We start from the raw sequence: 15,124 nt of genomic DNA, 5'->3' as shown, positions 1-15,124 counted from the left end.
TGCCACCGCTCTCTATTGTGGAGACTGTCGATAATAATAAAATCTGGTGACATGAAATGAAGGCAAACGAAGAAGAACATATTGAGTATGAAGCACTTGATGTGCTTATTGTGGGAGCTGGGATCTCTGGCTTAGGAATGAGCTATACACTTAAGAAAAAGCGCCCACACAACTCGTTTGCTGTTATCGAAAGTCGTGAGAACTTTGGTGGCACCTGGGACTTATTTAAATACCCGGGGATACGTTCAGACTCTGATATGTACACGTTTGCGTTCTCCTTTAAGCCATGGACTGACAGAGAGTACATCGCCACTGCCGAACGAATTCAACATTACCTAGGCGAGCTGGTACAAGATGAAGGTCTTAACCAATACATTCGTTTTCAACAAAAAGTAAAATCTGCTAATTGGGATTCAACTAAAAATCGTTGGTTGGTTACCATTTCACGAGCAGACGGGTCTGAATATCATATCGCCGCAAAGTTTTTTACCTGCTGCTCGGGCTATTATAATTATGAAAAGGGTTATCTGCCTAATTTTAAAGGCTTTGATGATTTCAAAGGCACCGTCGTTCATCCTCAAAAATGGCCTGAAGATCTCGATTATAGCGATAAAAAAGTGATTGTTATTGGTAGTGGAGCAACGGCGGTTACATTGGTGCCTGCTATGGCAAAAAAAGCAGCCCACGTGACCATGCTGCAGCGTTCTCCTAGTTATATAGTGTCTCGCCCTGCCTCTGATGTGCTATTTCGTATGTTATCGCGCGTGTTACCCGCCGGATTAACCAATCGAATTATGCGCCTTAAGTACGCTACCTTGCAGCAAATGTCCTTTGTGCTATCAAAGAAATTCCCCAATTTCGTGCGAAAAATAATACGCAAAATGAATGTTAAAGACCTTGATGGCGCGGCAGATGTAGACACGCATTTCAACCCCGATTATCAGCCTTGGGATCAGCGTATGGCGCTGGTGCCCGATGCAGACTTGTTTAATTCGGTGCGCACGGGTAAAAGCACCATCGTTACCGACCATATTGACCGTTTCACACAAACCGGCGTGTTAACAAAAAATGGCACACATATCGATGCGGATATTATCGTGCCAGCTACCGGCCTCGATTTGCAGCTATGGGGAAATATCAACTTATCTGTGGATGGGCATAAAGTACACGGCAACAAGCTCACCAACTACAAAGGTATGATGTTCAGTCAGCTTCCCAATTTTGTGTGGGTTTTTGGGTATACCAACTCATCGTGGACGCTTAAAGCTGAACTGACTTTTGATTATGTGTGTCGATTACTTGATTACATGGAGCAACACGGCCACGACAGCGTTTATCCATACCGTAACCCCAACGCGCCAAGAGAGAATATTGTGGGGCTCAAGTCTGGCTATATTCTGCGCAAGCTGGATGAGTTACCCTCTCAGGGCTCAGAGTTTCCTTGGTGTAACAAAGATTTATACATAAAAGATTTACTTGCCATAAAGCACAGTAAGCTGGCCGATGATGTATTGCGGTTTGACGATAATACACCGCTCGCCGACTTCCATAGACTGGACGCGCAATCGCAGTGCCCTCAGGGTAAAAATACAAAAGATGAGGCACAAGTGCATGCAGCAATTGAGTAGCTCACAAGCCGTTGTGCTAATTCACGGTATGTGGAGTACGCCAGAGACATTGTCAGAGTTGAAGGCGATGTTTACACAAAAAGGCTACCGGGTTTATACACCTCGCTTGTCCTATCATTTTCCAAGAGTCGAGCTTAACAATAAAGCAAGGCGAGAGGCACTAGCGCAAGCCAGTATTGCCGACTATGTCGAAGATCTTTTGTTGTTTATTAACACATTAGAGGAGCCTCCCATTCTAGTCGGCCACTCTATGGGCGGTTTATTGGCGCAGCTTGTTGCCGCGCGCACTGAGGTTAAGAAAATGGTCTTAATTTCAAGCGCTTCACCAGCTGGCATAAACAGTTGGTCGTGGTCGGTAATACGCACGTTCGGTCACAATTTATTTAAGTTTCCGCTGTGGAAAAGAACCACAGACTTGCGACTTAAGAACGTGAAGTACGGCATTGCTAACACCCAATCGCCAGATATTCAGCGAGACATTTTATATAAAGCCACACTGGAGTCGGGAAGGGCTTCATTAGAAATAGGCATGTGGTTCTTATTTCCACGCCCGCCAACACGTGTAAATGCCAACGATATAAATTGCCCCATACTGTTAGTGTGTGGCGCACAAGACCGCATTACACCCGTTTCAGTGCAGCGAAAAATTGCAAAGAAATACAGCATTCAGTTTGCGTCAAAAGGCGTCTCTCAAAAGGCCGAACAAGTGACATTAAAGGTTATTGATGAGGCGTGCCATTGGACTATTGGTGGAAGTCATTTACCTGCGGTTAGCAACCACATTTTTAGATGGTTAGAGAAAATATAATGAAGCAGTCTCAAGCACTAACATGGAAAAACAAAACGATTCTCATCACCGGAGCTGGTTCGGGCATAGGCCAGGCATTGGCAAAGCTATTGGCCAAATCGGGTGCTAGCCTTATTCTTACTGACATAAATAAAGAAAACCTTTCAGCTATCACTGATGAATTGGGAAATTCAGTGCTTATTGCTCAAGTCGCTGATGTCAGCGCTAAAGCAGATTGGCAAAATCTAGCGCAGCTTATTGAGGGTAAGATTGGCAGTCTCGATGTGCTTGTCAACAATGCAGGGATAAGCACATTTGGCTACTTTGATGAAACGTCTGAGGCGCACTTTAATAAAGTGTTAGATGTGAATTTACATGGCGCTATAACGGGTTGCAGAGAAATGATGCCGTTATTAGAAAAGTCGCAGCGAGGCCTCATTGTTAATGTGGCGTCTATTTTTGGCTTGATAACAATTCCTATGCTGACTCCATATCACACGTCTAAATTTGCTATTCGTGGGTTTAGTGAGGCATTGCGACAAGACATGGCGTATCAAAAGAAAGCTATTGATGTGTTGTGTGTGTTACCGGGGGGAATTAAAACGAATATCGCTAGGTCCAGCGAAGTGTTATCAGCCAAAAGCGAAAAGCAGGCTTTAGACAAACATGTGAACACCGGTGAAGCCCATGTCGGTAATCACGATAACAAAACAAAAATTGTGGCGCACTTTGATGCTGTAGCTCGCACCTCTCCCTCAAAAGCGGCTAAGGTAATTGAAAGAGGAATGAGAAAAAAGACAGCTCGTATTTTAATTGGTTCTGATGCAAAACTAGTCCACTGGCTATATAAGTTCTTTCCAAGTAGCTATGACAAAATATTTAATCCGTTGCTGGGCATTAAGAAGCTTTTAGGCTGAGAGCTTCTTTGTGTTATTTACAATGACATTATTCTTTCGCTATTTAAGGTAAACATCCAACGTGCCGAGAATTCTAGAAAGTGATTCGTCGTCTAAGCAAAAAATAACCCGCATGCTAAACGATGAAATCGTAATCAAAAATTGTACTTCCATTGCTAGGCTATGTTGCCAAGGGAGGCCGTCAAAACTGGCTTTGTCTGGCTGAAACAACAACGGCATATTCAAGTTTGTAGTGAGTTTTAGTTGTTCAGACAGGCCCGATAAGCAGGCGCCCGCCAAGATATTGGAAAGCTCTAAGATAATCTCTTGCGTGTCTTCTTCACTTAACTGTGAGGACGTGGTCATAAATACCCGAGTTCTATTAAGACCGCCGTTAAATCTTCTTTCTTCAAAGGTTTTCGGAGGAAGAACTTTGCACCTAGCTCTTTCACTACCCGCTGCTTTTCAGGTTGAAAGTCGGCGCTTATCACTACCACATTCGGCATGTTTTCAAGGGTTTGTAACCTTTCGAGCACATCGATGCCATCGAGTTTCGGCATGGTTAAATCAAGCAATACAAGGCTATAGGTATTATCTGCAAGCAAACTAACGGCCTCTTGTCCGTTGGTAACTTCAGTTACAGCAAAGTCTACTTCTAACGGTAGCGAACGAACTACATTACGTCTTGCCAACTTAGAGTCATCGGCAATGAGTACAGATAACGACATAGATATCCTCGTTAAATAAGAAGTTACTCAACGTGCAAAAATTGTACATTAAGCAGTTTTAATTTTTTATATGTCGAAATAATACGACATTTGAGTGTATTAAACTTTTTGATAATTTATGAGAATACTCACGTAAATTTCACATCAATATAGGCCTTAATTGACATACTACCTATAAACTAGACCGCAATCTCTCAATGCGCAATTCAACTGACCGTGCATGTATCCTTAAGCATGTCATTTAATGTTCGTACAGCTTCATAAACGGCATAAACCTGATTAATCGAACTTGCGTATGAAAGACGTATAAAAGTGCCGTATAAGGTTACTCATAAACCGATGGGTAATATAAATAGGCTCTTTAAATTACAGTTACCAATGCGGTGACATAGGTTGAAATTTAGGAGGCGAGCGCTATTCCTTTGTACTCAAAAATACTTGTGTACTCAAAAATACTTGAGCAATTTAGTAGGCTATTTACCCGACTGTTTTACTCAGGTATTATTACCTAACATACGTAACGCATGCACAAGGGTGTATTGGTTGGCGTATACAGAAAGAAAATTTGAAAGCGTGTCACGCGTATTGGGGAGAAAATGCGAAACTTAACGTCAGAAACAGTTACCCATGTTCACCATTGGAACGAATCACTTTTTTCTATCAAGACCACCCGTAGTCCAAGCTATACCTTTGAAAATGGACAGTTTGTTATGCTGGGTTTAGAAGTTGATAATAAGCCTTTAATGCGCGCTTACAGCATCGCGAGTGCCAATTACGAAGAAGAGCTTGAATTTTTTAGTATAAAAGTTCCTAACGGTGCGCTTACCTCACGATTGAAAGATATTAAGGTAGGTGAACAACTGCTTTTGTCTACAAGGCCTGCTGGCACACTGGTAGCAGATTTTTTAGTTGAGGGAAAAAACCTCTTTCTTCTTGCAACCGGTACCGGGCTAGCACCTTTTATGTCCATCATAAAAGATCCTGACATATACGAGCGTTACGACAATGTCATTCTTGTTCACAGTGTGCGCTACAAAAGCGAGTTGGCTTATCAATACCAGATTTGCAATGAGCTACCGGCCAATGAATATTTTGGCGAACTTGTGTCGCAAAAGCTGTTGTATTTTCCTATTGTCACTAGGGAACCGTTTAAAGATAACATTCATCAGCGCAGATTAACTGAACTATTAAAAAGTGGTGAATTAAGTGCGCATTTTAACCTTCCAGCGCTTAATACTGAAGAAGATCGCTTTATGCTATGTGGTAACCAATCTATGTTAGATGACACTATGGAGATCCTTACCGGTCTTGGCTTCAAAAAAGCGACATCCAGAGAGAAAGGTCACTTTGTTATTGAGCACGCTTTTTTAGAGTAAGGTGATGCTCTAGAGTATCCATTGTTACTTCTGTCGTTTAATAATGTTGTTAATCGATGGGATTGAATCATTTCTTCTAATCAATTTGTGGTCAAGCGGCGACGTAGGCATACTGGTTATTCAACGGTATTAACGAGGAACGCCCATGAGAGCCGCTGCCACCGCTTTTTCAATCCTAGCCACTCTGGCATTTAGTCCACTTACATTAGCCCAAACGCCCATTTCTATTTCCGCAGAGCTTGAGCAAAAAGTCATTGAGTGGCGTCGAGATCTGCATGAACATCCAGAACTAAGTAACCGAGAGTTTAGAACGTCGAAGGTACTTGCCGAGCACCTCAATGCCCTAGGCATGAAAGTAGAAACTGGCGTTGCACACACGGGGGTAATAGGCGTGCTAGAAGGTGGGCAGCCTGGTCCTGTCATTGCAATGCGGGCTGACATGGACGCTCTACCTGTAGTAGAAAAAGCTGACGTACCGTTTAAATCTGAAGCCAAGTCTGAATACCGAGGCAAAGAAGTTGGGGTAATGCATGCCTGTGGTCATGACTTACATATGTCCATGCTGATGGGGGCTGCAGAAAAACTGGCTAGTATGAAAGACCAGCTTAAAGGCACCGTTGTATTTATTTTCCAACCCGCCGAAGAAGGCGCCCCTAAAGGCGAGGAAGGCGGTGCAGAGCTTATGCTTAAAGAGGGGCTTTTTGAGCGGTATGAGCCCGAAGCTGTTTTTGGAATTCACGTATGGTCAGCGGGTACAGCAGGACATATTGGTTACCGAGAAGGGCCGCTGATGGCGTCGTCTGACCGCTTTGAAATTACGGTGAAAGGTAAGCAGACTCATGGCTCTAGGCCGTGGGGCGGGGTAGATCCTATTGTAGCGGCTGGGCAAATTATAGGCAGCACACAAACCGTCATTAGTCGCCAGATTAACATTACCAAGGCGCCTGCTGTAGTGAGCTTTGGTATTGTCGAAGGAGGAATTCGCAACAATATCATTCCTGACGAGGTTTATTTAGAAGGCACTATTCGCAATTTCGACATGGATAATCGCGCTCAAATATTTGAAAAACTCACTACTACCGCAGAAATGACGGCAAAAGCCACAGGTGCTGAGGCTCATGTGCACATTGATGAAGGTTACCCAGTTACCATTAACAATATTGAACTCACTCGACAAATGCTACCCACCATGGAACGCGTAGCAGGGAAAAATAAAGTGCATGTGAATGACTTAGTTACGGGTGCCGAAGACTTTTCTTTCTTCGCATTAGACGTACCTGGTCTTTTTGTCTTTTTAGGCGTGACGCCTGAAGGGCAGGATGCTAAGTCTGCGCCAAGTAATCACTCTCCTTATTTTTATGCTGATGAATCCTCTCTTAAAGTGGGTACCGAGCTCTACGTGAACTGGGCATTAGACTACAGCGAGTTATAAAAAGTGAGTGTCTATAACGCGGGCATGCCCGCGTTAACGTCGTATTTTTAAGTTAAATAAATTTTTTCAACTACACTTTAATGATGCAATCGTGAATTGCCCGTCTACACGGTTTGGCTAAACATAAGGATGTAGAATGGCTTTGAATAAAAACGAGGTAAATACTTTAGATACAGACTTTGCGTCTGCGGAATCTCATTTTCTTAACTTAATTAGTGCGTTACCTAAAGTATCTGTGCAAGGCTATGATAAAGAACGGCGAGTTATTTATTGGAACACGTCGAGCGAAGATATCTATGGTTACTCTCAAGAAGAGGCACTTGGAAAGCGGCTTGAAGATCTGATTATTCCTGCTCTTATGCGGGACGATGTGTTATCAGTTCATAAAAAATGGCTTTTAGAAGGCATACCTATTCCTAGCGGTGAACTGGCACTTCAGCGCAAAGATGGCAAGACCGTTCACGTTTTCTCTTCCCACGTTATGCTCGGTGAGCACACCGACTCCCCAGAAATGTATTGTGTCGATATTGATTTAAGTGAACAACACGCCATTCGCAACGAGCTAGAAAAGCTTGCAACTACAGATTTACTCACAGGTCTTCCAAACAGACGCTACCTAGAGATGGCTCTAGAGGAGAGAGTAAAAAAAGCGGGGCATGAATCAACATCAATGGCGATCTTTTTTATTGACCTTGATATGTTTAAAGATATCAACGATACATTAGGCCACACGTGGGGCGATAGGCTGCTGAAGTCTTTCGCTGATAGGCTCAAAGAATGTGTGGGGGAAGCGTCATTTTTAGCTCGTTTTGGTGGTGATGAATTTGTCGTGCTTGTTGATGATATTGTCGATAGGCAATCTTTAGTGAATCTAGCCGAGGAAATCGTTGATTGCTGCAAAGAGCGCTTCTGCTTGGGGACAGAAAAGGTGTTTATTACCTCTAGCGTCGGCGTTTGCCTTTTCCCAACCGATGGGGTGGAGGTTGATACATTACTAAAAAATGCTGATGCCGCCATGTATGAAGCAAAAGAGCAGGGGAGAAATCGCTATAATATCTTCAGCAACGATTTGAGTGTCATGCTTCACAAGCAAAGAAACATTGCGTCTCGTCTGAGAGCCTCTATCGAGAATAATGAATTTACCCTGCTCTATCAGCCTCAAGTCGATCTTAAAAGTGGAAAAATAGTCTCATGTGAGGCCCTGCTTAGGTGGACGCCTAATATAGCTGAGCATAGTGTGCCCCCAGATGTTTTTATTCCTATTGCCGAGCGTACAGACTTGATCATTTCTATTGGATCTTGGGTTTTGGAAAAGGCCTGTGAACAAGCGCGTGAATGGCGCAACATGGGCATTGATATTTGTATTCACATTAATGTGTCGGGCAGAGAACTTGAACAAGGTGATTTTTTTGAGCGTCTTGCTAGGTGCCGTGAAAATTATGGTCTTCCTCCTCACGCCATAGGGCTAGAACTCACCGAGAACATGCTAATAAAGTCAGATGAGCAAGTGCTCTTAGGTTTGCAAGAGCAGCGTAGCATGGGAGTGGAGGTCTCTATTGATGATTTCGGAACGGGCTATTCTTCGTTAAGTTATCTAAAACGTTTTCCCGTAAGCCACTTGAAAATTGACCGCAGTTTTCTCGAAAATGCCCCAGAGAGTGATTACGACGGTGCATTGATGGAAGCCATCGTGAATTTGGGGCACAAACTCAATCTTAAAATTGTTGTGGAGGGTATAGAAACGCAAACTCAACTTACTTACTGTCTGCGCCTAGGAGTGGAGTGCGCTCAAGGCTACCTCTTTGCCAAACCGCTTGCCGCTTCTGCTATCCAAAAGCGGCTAGAGTGTCAGCAATAGATCTACAAGCGCTAGTAAACAGTCCAAAGAGCGGGTTTAGAGAAGTAATAGCCTTGTTGATGGATAATATCTAGATTATTTAATGCCACCGATTCGGCTTCATTCTCAATTTTTTCTGCAATAACTTTTATGTTCAAGCTGCGCGCAATATTTAAGAGACTACTCACAAACAGTTGATTATCTTTATTGGTATGAATGCTTTCGGTCAAACGGCCAGATAATTTTACATACGCAGGTTGAATGGCGCGCAACCCAGACAACGACGCAAAATTGTCTCCAAAATGTTCAACCGTAACGCGACAGCCCATTTGAGTAACACGCTTACATAGCGAAATAGCTTCTTCGTTGAAGTGAATAAGGGCGGCATCTTGAATTTCGAAAATGAGTCTATGACATAGCTTTTCGTGTTCAGATAACTGCTGAATTAACCACTCTCGAAATTCTGCATTTGCTATTGAAGCATTCGAAATATTTACCGCAACTTGATGAGTTGTCACTTTAAGCTTTTTAAAAATAATACTGATAACCAGCTTATCTAGTTTAGGGACAAGATCTAGCCGTTCAGAGGCAGGAACAAGCTGAGACATGGGAATAACGTCGTTAGTTTGCTTATCTTTAAATCGTGCGAATGCCTCATAATAAGATGGCGTATTACGTTCTAAATTCATTACGGGCTGAATCAATATGTCTGCATATTGCTGAGACACTATATACTCTAAACGCTGACGCCATTGGGCATTGCTATGAACTTGAGCAATGTCAGACGCAAACTGCCACCCCTGAGGCCTTTTCGTTGCGGCTAAAAGAGCACTGTCCGCAGTTTCCATAATTTCCCTCAACGACATCGTATTTTTGAACCGCGCAACGCCAATCCATGCAGCTTTGTTGCCGTCTCGAAGGGGGTTAATAGTGAGAAAGTCCTTACATATCATTGCTAGGTGTTCTTCATGAAGGTCTTTATTTTGAACATCGCTCACAATGGCGAAGTCCCCCCCTGAAATTCTAAAAACGAAAGCTCCCTTAAAGTATTCTTGGCTGGCTTTTTTGAGAACCTCTGCAACGCCACATACATAATTGTCACCCGCTAACATGCCGAGTTTATGGTTAATACTATTAAGCTGGGCTAAGCGCACCAGTGTTAGTGTGTGCTCTTTTGGGTCTGCAATACCGCCAATAATGGCTTTCATATGTCTATCGAAGGCATTTCTGTTAGCAATTTTGGTTAACGAATCTTTACTTGCGACTACTTTAAATTGTTCAGCCTGGCGCGTCAGTTCTTGAAACTTGCTCTCTAAGGCAAAAGAAAGATTGTTTGCGGCGCTAACTAAAAAATGAAACTCCGAAGTAGATGACTTAATTGGAGTGGGCGAGAATTCGTTGTTTTGGATGTCGTTAAGTCTTTTAGTTACGTTGCTCAACGAACGTGTAGTAAGTTTTGCCAAAACAATAACTGTCAGTAAGGACAATAAATAAATGACTACACAAAAAAGTGCAATTTTAAGAAGCTGTTGCCACAGGGAGTGATAGTGCGCTTGAGAGCTACTCGTTACCTTAACCACAGTGGACGTTGAAGGAACACTCATTTGTGATTGCGCTGGAGTAAGCTCGATTACATTAGATAACAAACTTTCAAAGTAGAAAGCACTTGAGTTAACTTCCTTGACCAGTAGAGTGCCGTCATCTTTTTCGAGTCTAATTTCAGATAATCTATCGTTGAATAAGGCTGTTGACATCATGGAAGATATAAGCTCTTCATTTGAGAGCTGGTCTTTGCGTAACATAGAGAACTGAGTGGCCAGCTGTGTTGCCGCTTTATCTGTTAGTGCGCTATCAGTGCGCTCAGCCTGGGCTTGAGTTTGAATTACCTCAACGAATCCCGCACCGACACCAGCGAGAAAAATGACAAAAAAGAGGCCCAAATTGATGTGGGTAGATAGTTTCATTTTAGTTCTTGCACTCCCTTTAGCTTATCTAGTCCATTACGTATTAACTATTCCATTACGCATGTTCGGTATTATAAAAAATAATGATACCAGCAAGTTGCCTTATCAGGTAGTTTATTTATTGCTCAAAAGTGACGTATAAAATGTTCAGTGGCATAGATTATCGTTGAGCCGATTGCGAACCTATTAAACGCAGTTGGTATTAACCCTTGGGTGCGTCCCCTTCTTTTCCTTTTTGAGTCGGATTTTCTTCACTAGAGAATGAGTCGGCGTGGTCCTTTGGCGGTGGAGTCCAGCCTTTCATTTTAGAATGGGTGTCGTGAAACCCGGTATTCAGGGCTTCACCTATCAAGGATTCGAGCTCTACAAAAAGCTTAAGGTAGTTATTGTCAATGCGTTCGCCGCTAGCATCATCTAGCCATGCATTGTAGAGCACGTCATTTTGTTGGTCTTCTATATCTTTGTACGCCATTTTTTGACGTTCAACTTGAAATGGGTGAGCGTGGAGCGAACGCAGAGCATGAGCCCCCATCTCTAGGGCTGAGTGATACGTTTCTGATACCACATAGTGCGCACCTAACTGACGTAGTCGGTAGCCGTGACCGCGGTCAAAGGCCCGGGCTAAAATTCGCATATTAGGGTAGGCATGCTTGGCATATTTCACCATTTCTGCCGCGGTTTCTCTATTATCGATGGCGATTATAAGCAGTGAGGCCTCTTCTGCCCCCGCAGTATGTAAAATATCCGGCTTTGAAGCGTCGCCGAAATACGCTTTAGTACCAATTTTGCGAATAAGTTCAACCTGCTCGGCGCGTATATCCAAAACAACGGTATGAACATCATTCGCTACTAGCAGTCGGTTGATAATTTGGCCGAAGCGACCAATGCCTGCAATGATCACTGTCCCTTTATCATCAATGGTGTCTTCTTTATTTTGAGTCGTGCTTCGCTGATACCGAGGAAGAATTATTTTATCAAAAAATATAAACAGGCCTGGCGTAAGAAACATGGAGAGTGCGACCACCAGAGAAAGTATGGCAATAATATCCTGCGGCAAAACGTAGTTTTGAGAGGCAAAGCTAAGGAGTACAAAGCCAAATTCACCGGCTTGAGCCAGGCTGAGTGTTAGTAGCCATTTGCTACTGCCTTGAAATGAAAATATGAGGGAGATTGCAAATAGCACGACCGCTTTTAAAACAATGACAGAAATTGTTAGCGCAATAATTAACAGGGTATTCGACGCGAATACCGAAAAATTGATACCCGCGCCAACGGTGATGAAAAACAGCCCAAGGAGTAACCCTTTGAAAGGCTCAATATTGGCTTCTAATTCGTGACGAAATTCACTGTTAGCCAGCACTACACCGGCTAAAAAGGCGCCTAAGGCTGGTGATAGCCCCACTAAGCCCATTAAAGCCGCGATGCCAATAACCAGCATTAATGCAGTTGCCGTAAATATCTCCCGCAACCCCGATGAGGAAACAAACTTAAACAAGGGCCGACTTAGGTAATGCCCCCCGACGGTCACAAATGCCACCGAGCCTATAATGACCAATCCGTAGGCCCATGGCGCTAATTCATTCACTATACTTAAACCGTCAGAATGACCAGCTTCCCCTGATGCGCTAGTAGCATTGGCAACTAACTCCGGCAGTGCTAGCAAAGGAATAAGCGCCAGCATGGGTATTACCGCAATGTCTTGAAATAGCAGCACTGAAAACGCGCCTTTCCCTCCCTCGGTTTTTTGCAATCCTTTCTCTTGAAAGGTTTGTAAAACAATAGCAGTGGACGACAGAGCAAAAATGAGACCTATGGTAAGGGCGATACTAAAGGGCTGCTCAAACAGCACAGCAATGATGGTAATCAGCGCTGTGGTTATGAATAACTGCAGGCCGCCCAATCCGATAAGCCGGGACTTCATCGCCCATAAGGATTTAGGTTCAAGTTCTAACCCAACTAGAAACAACATCATCACCACACCAAACTCAGCAAAATGCTGAATAGTGGTGGTTTCATCACCCACGAGTCCAAGTGTGGGCCCTATTACTAGTCCTGCGATTAAATAGCCTAATACACTGCCTAACCCTAAACGTTTAGCTATGGGAACAGCAATAACAGCGGCGGCTAAATAAATAAAAATATAGAGAAAATAAGCGGTCATCTATTTTTCAGCTCCGCTAATCGTTAAATCTGCGAGATTTTCTATGTTTTGTGCCCGCTCCAAATCAATCTGATCTGTAGCAAGTGCATTCAATAGCGTTTTCCATTTTTCTCTATGTGTCGATATTCTGTCCTCGCGAGATGCAGAGCGAGAGCCAAATAGCGCAAAGGGAGCGAGGTATGTCATATTCGTGATACTTGCCATTTGCTCGAGAGGTTGCAACAGTTGACGTATGGTAAAATGATTAAATCCATCAGTCTGATACGCTTCTTCTTTTCCGCCAGCGCTAATGGCACAGAAAAAGAGTTTGTCTCTTAATGCAGTGCCACCTTTGCCATAAGCAAAACCATATTCAAGCACTAAGTCTTGATACTCTTTTAATATTGATGGTGTTGAATACCAATACAGCGGGTATTGAAAAATAATCACGTCGTGATTAACCAGTCGCTGCTGCTCTTTGACGACATCTATATTGAAATCAGGATATTCGGCATATACATCAACAGCGGTAACATGCGGTAACTGCTGTGCGTCTTTAAATAAAAAAATATTCACTTCAGACTGCTGCGGTACAGGATGAGCGAACAGCACAAGAATGCGTCGACTGTTGCTCGCTATAGACGACGTTGAGTAGCTATCGCTTTTCATTTATTCAACCCTGATATTGCCCATTCTTAGTATTGTTCATGTCTGATACTGCTCTTTGCTAAAATAGCTAATTGAGTTGGCTACAGATTACCACAGAGGCTCGAGTAAACTGCTGGCAGATTAATTCAATAGGCCAGCGATGGCGTCCTGATTTAAAGAGTGCGCTTTAAAATTACTCAGAGGTGAGGCAATCAATTAATTTATTTTTTTTGATAGTGCCCCAAAATTGCTAATCTAGACTAAGGTTTAACGAAGGTAAAAGTTTACCTGAGATTTATATAGCGTCATTTTCACAAAGCTAACAATAAAAAGCTAACGCTAGAGGGCAAGGAATGCATTTTTTTACAGTGGGGGTCGTGCATGGTCGATAAAACCTTCGAATTTTGTGCTGTTGGGTTAGCCCATGTAAGCCCGCAAGGAACCTTTATTAAAGTGAACCAGAAGCTTTGTGACTTTCTCGGTTACGAGCGGCACGTATTAAAAAGTATGACCTTTCAGGAGATAACGGTTGCCGAACACCTCAATTCTGACCTGTCAAACCTTGAGCAATTGCTCGCAGGAAAAATTGATAGCTACGCCATGGAAAAGCAATACCTTCGCAAAGACGGTGTGGCAGTGTGGGGCAAGTTAACGGTTTCCCTAGTAAGAGATGGCAACGATAATCCCGACTTCTTTATCTCTGTGGTTGAAGATATTGATGAGAAAAAGCGAATTGAGAGTGAGTTATTTCAGATTGAGGCCCTTTTCAGTAAGATTGTCAGTGAATTTTCCTCCCGCACTTTTATTTGGGTTGCCAGCCCAGATTTTAAAACAATGCATTATTTAAACGATGGCTACCAAAGTATATTCGGGCGCAGTGAATACGAGCTATACGCCAAGCCGCTAGCATTTATCGACCATGTGCATGAAGGTGATAAACCCAAAGTGCTAGAAGTATTCAGTCAACGACCTCTTAAAAGTTGGGAGCTCCAATATCGTATTTACGATATTAGTGGCCAGGTTCGCTATCTTCACGATAGAGGCAGCCTGATATTTGACGCGAAAGAGCAGCAAACACTGATTTTAGGCGCTGCAGACGATATCACCAAAGAGAAAGAGCAGCAGCAAGCATTAGAACGGGCGGTGAGTGAGCTTGCTTTTTTATCTAAGACCGATTCGTTAACCGGCTTAATTAATCGTCGAGAAATATTCGAGCAACTTTCTAAAGAGATTGAACGGATGAAACGAGAGCACCACGTCTCTACCTTGGTGTACATCGATTTAAACGAGTTTAAACAAATAAACGATAATTACGGTCATAAAGTGGGCGACAAAGCGCTACAAGTTTTTTCCGAAAAAATGCAGGGTATGTTGCGAGATGCAGACAAAATCGGACGCATTGGCGGTGATGAGTTTGTTATTCTCCTATACGGCACCAAAGCCACGGAAGTAGAGCGTTTTTTTGCTCGAATTGATGAATTGGCGTTTGTAGTGCAAGCAAAAGATAATATATCTATCCCTATTCATTACGCCGTAGGCTGGAAAGAATGGAACGATGAATTGTCTTCAGTGCAAGAGTGGCTTGATGCTGCAGACCATGCCATGTACACAATAAAGAAAAGACCTCACGGGAGTGAGGTCATGAAAGTGAATGAACAGTCTTAGAATGTTAACGGTAAAAAGCTATT

General features: G+C 43.1%; 12 protein-coding genes. 7 read left to right on the top strand and 5 right to left on the bottom strand.

Annotated features, from left to right (window positions below):
• Positions 1 to 56 precede the first annotated feature (56 nt).
• From O9X84_RS14225 to O9X84_RS14215, 3 genes are read left to right on the top strand one after another with little or no spacing between them, the layout of a single operon-like run.
• Positions 57 to 1,628 (top strand): flavin-containing monooxygenase, encoded by a 1,572-nt coding sequence (locus O9X84_RS14225; protein WP_269520375.1) that lies wholly within the window; start codon positions 57 to 59, stop codon positions 1,626 to 1,628.
• Positions 1,612 to 2,436: an alpha/beta hydrolase gene (locus tag O9X84_RS14220; RefSeq protein WP_269520374.1), complete on the top strand. Its 825-nt coding sequence runs from the start codon at positions 1,612 to 1,614 to the stop codon at positions 2,434 to 2,436. Before O9X84_RS14225 ends, O9X84_RS14220 begins: the two co-directional genes overlap by 17 nt.
• Positions 2,436 to 3,332, top strand: a complete 897-nt coding sequence (locus O9X84_RS14215; RefSeq protein ID WP_269520373.1) for an SDR family NAD(P)-dependent oxidoreductase — start codon at positions 2,436 to 2,438, stop codon at positions 3,330 to 3,332. The genes O9X84_RS14220 and O9X84_RS14215 overlap by 1 nt, the downstream gene beginning before the upstream one ends.
• A 39-nt stretch (positions 3,333 to 3,371) precedes the next feature.
• On the opposite strand, the gene O9X84_RS14210 is transcribed toward O9X84_RS14215, so the two are convergent.
• Positions 3,372 to 3,677, bottom strand: coding sequence for a hypothetical protein (locus O9X84_RS14210; protein ID WP_269520372.1), 306 nt, complete (start codon positions 3,675 to 3,677; stop codon positions 3,372 to 3,374).
• Positions 3,674 to 4,039 carry a response regulator gene (locus O9X84_RS14205; protein ID WP_269520371.1) on the bottom strand — a complete coding sequence of 122 codons (366 nt, stop codon included), beginning with the start codon at positions 4,037 to 4,039 and terminating at the stop codon, positions 3,674 to 3,676. The genes O9X84_RS14210 and O9X84_RS14205 overlap by 4 nt, the downstream gene beginning before the upstream one ends.
• A 596-nt stretch (positions 4,040 to 4,635) precedes the next feature.
• Here O9X84_RS14205 and O9X84_RS14200 point away from each other — a divergent pair.
• The 3 genes from O9X84_RS14200 to O9X84_RS14190 all read left to right on the top strand — a co-directional run bounded on the left by O9X84_RS14200 (position 4,636) and on the right by O9X84_RS14190 (position 8,705).
• A complete protein-coding gene (locus O9X84_RS14200) occupies positions 4,636 to 5,415 on the top strand; it encodes a ferredoxin--NADP reductase (protein WP_269520370.1) in 780 nt (259 codons plus the stop codon).
• Positions 5,416 to 5,560: 145 nt separating this feature from the next.
• The gene (locus O9X84_RS14195; protein WP_269520369.1) at positions 5,561 to 6,847 is read left to right on the top strand and encodes an amidohydrolase; all 1,287 of its coding nucleotides are present in this window, start codon (positions 5,561 to 5,563) and stop codon (positions 6,845 to 6,847) included.
• A 136-nt stretch (positions 6,848 to 6,983) separates the two neighbouring features.
• Positions 6,984 to 8,705, top strand: a complete 1,722-nt coding sequence (locus O9X84_RS14190; protein ID WP_269520368.1) for a putative bifunctional diguanylate cyclase/phosphodiesterase — start codon at positions 6,984 to 6,986, stop codon at positions 8,703 to 8,705.
• 11 nt (positions 8,706 to 8,716) lie between these two features.
• Here the strand turns inward: O9X84_RS14190 and O9X84_RS14185 are convergent, their stop codons facing one another.
• The 3 genes from O9X84_RS14185 to O9X84_RS14175 all read right to left on the bottom strand — a co-directional run bounded on the left by O9X84_RS14185 (position 8,717) and on the right by O9X84_RS14175 (position 13,457).
• Positions 8,717 to 10,648, bottom strand: coding sequence for an EAL domain-containing protein (locus tag O9X84_RS14185; RefSeq protein WP_269520367.1), 1,932 nt, complete (start codon positions 10,646 to 10,648; stop codon positions 8,717 to 8,719).
• 202 nt (positions 10,649 to 10,850) lie between these two features.
• Entirely contained in the window at positions 10,851 to 12,809 is a 1,959-nt protein-coding gene (locus tag O9X84_RS14180) for a monovalent cation:proton antiporter-2 (CPA2) family protein (protein WP_269520366.1), read from the bottom strand.
• On the bottom strand, positions 12,810 to 13,457 hold the full coding sequence (locus tag O9X84_RS14175) for an NAD(P)H-dependent oxidoreductase (protein WP_269520365.1): 648 nt from the start codon (positions 13,455 to 13,457) through the stop codon (positions 12,810 to 12,812).
• Positions 13,458 to 13,817: 360 nt separating this feature from the next.
• Between O9X84_RS14175 and O9X84_RS14170 the strand changes: the two genes are divergently transcribed.
• Positions 13,818 to 15,101: a diguanylate cyclase gene (locus O9X84_RS14170; protein ID WP_269520364.1), complete on the top strand. Its 1,284-nt coding sequence runs from the start codon at positions 13,818 to 13,820 to the stop codon at positions 15,099 to 15,101.
• Positions 15,102 to 15,124: the final 23 nt, after the last annotated feature.

This window comes from Alteromonas sp. BMJM2 (assembly GCF_027257845.1).
GTDB lineage: Bacteria > Pseudomonadota > Gammaproteobacteria > Enterobacterales > Alteromonadaceae > Alteromonas.
Note: the sequence above shows the minus strand (reverse complement) of the source record. Positions and strands in the feature narration are given on the sequence as shown.

Bases quoted from the DNA above. Each gene is read 5' to 3' on its own strand.
- O9X84_RS14225 (WP_269520375.1), top strand. From the start codon at position 57: ATGAAGGCAAACGAAGAAGAACATATTGAGTATGAAGCACTTGATGTG.
- O9X84_RS14220 (WP_269520374.1), top strand. From the start codon at position 1,612: ATGCAGCAATTGAGTAGCTCACAAGCCGTTGTGCTAATTCACGGTATG.
- O9X84_RS14215 (WP_269520373.1), top strand. From the start codon at position 2,436: ATGAAGCAGTCTCAAGCACTAACATGGAAAAACAAAACGATTCTCATC.
- O9X84_RS14210 (WP_269520372.1), bottom strand. From the start codon at position 3,677: ATGACCACGTCCTCACAGTTAAGTGAAGAAGACACGCAAGAGATTATC.
- O9X84_RS14205 (WP_269520371.1), bottom strand. From the start codon at position 4,039: ATGTCGTTATCTGTACTCATTGCCGATGACTCTAAGTTGGCAAGACGT.
- O9X84_RS14200 (WP_269520370.1), top strand. From the start codon at position 4,636: ATGCGAAACTTAACGTCAGAAACAGTTACCCATGTTCACCATTGGAAC.
- O9X84_RS14195 (WP_269520369.1), top strand. From the start codon at position 5,561: ATGAGAGCCGCTGCCACCGCTTTTTCAATCCTAGCCACTCTGGCATTT.
- O9X84_RS14190 (WP_269520368.1), top strand. From the start codon at position 6,984: ATGGCTTTGAATAAAAACGAGGTAAATACTTTAGATACAGACTTTGCG.
- O9X84_RS14185 (WP_269520367.1), bottom strand. From the start codon at position 10,648: ATGAAACTATCTACCCACATCAATTTGGGCCTCTTTTTTGTCATTTTT.
- O9X84_RS14180 (WP_269520366.1), bottom strand. From the start codon at position 12,809: ATGACCGCTTATTTTCTCTATATTTTTATTTATTTAGCCGCCGCTGTT.
- O9X84_RS14175 (WP_269520365.1), bottom strand. From the start codon at position 13,457: ATGAAAAGCGATAGCTACTCAACGTCGTCTATAGCGAGCAACAGTCGA.
- O9X84_RS14170 (WP_269520364.1), top strand. From the start codon at position 13,818: ATGGTCGATAAAACCTTCGAATTTTGTGCTGTTGGGTTAGCCCATGTA.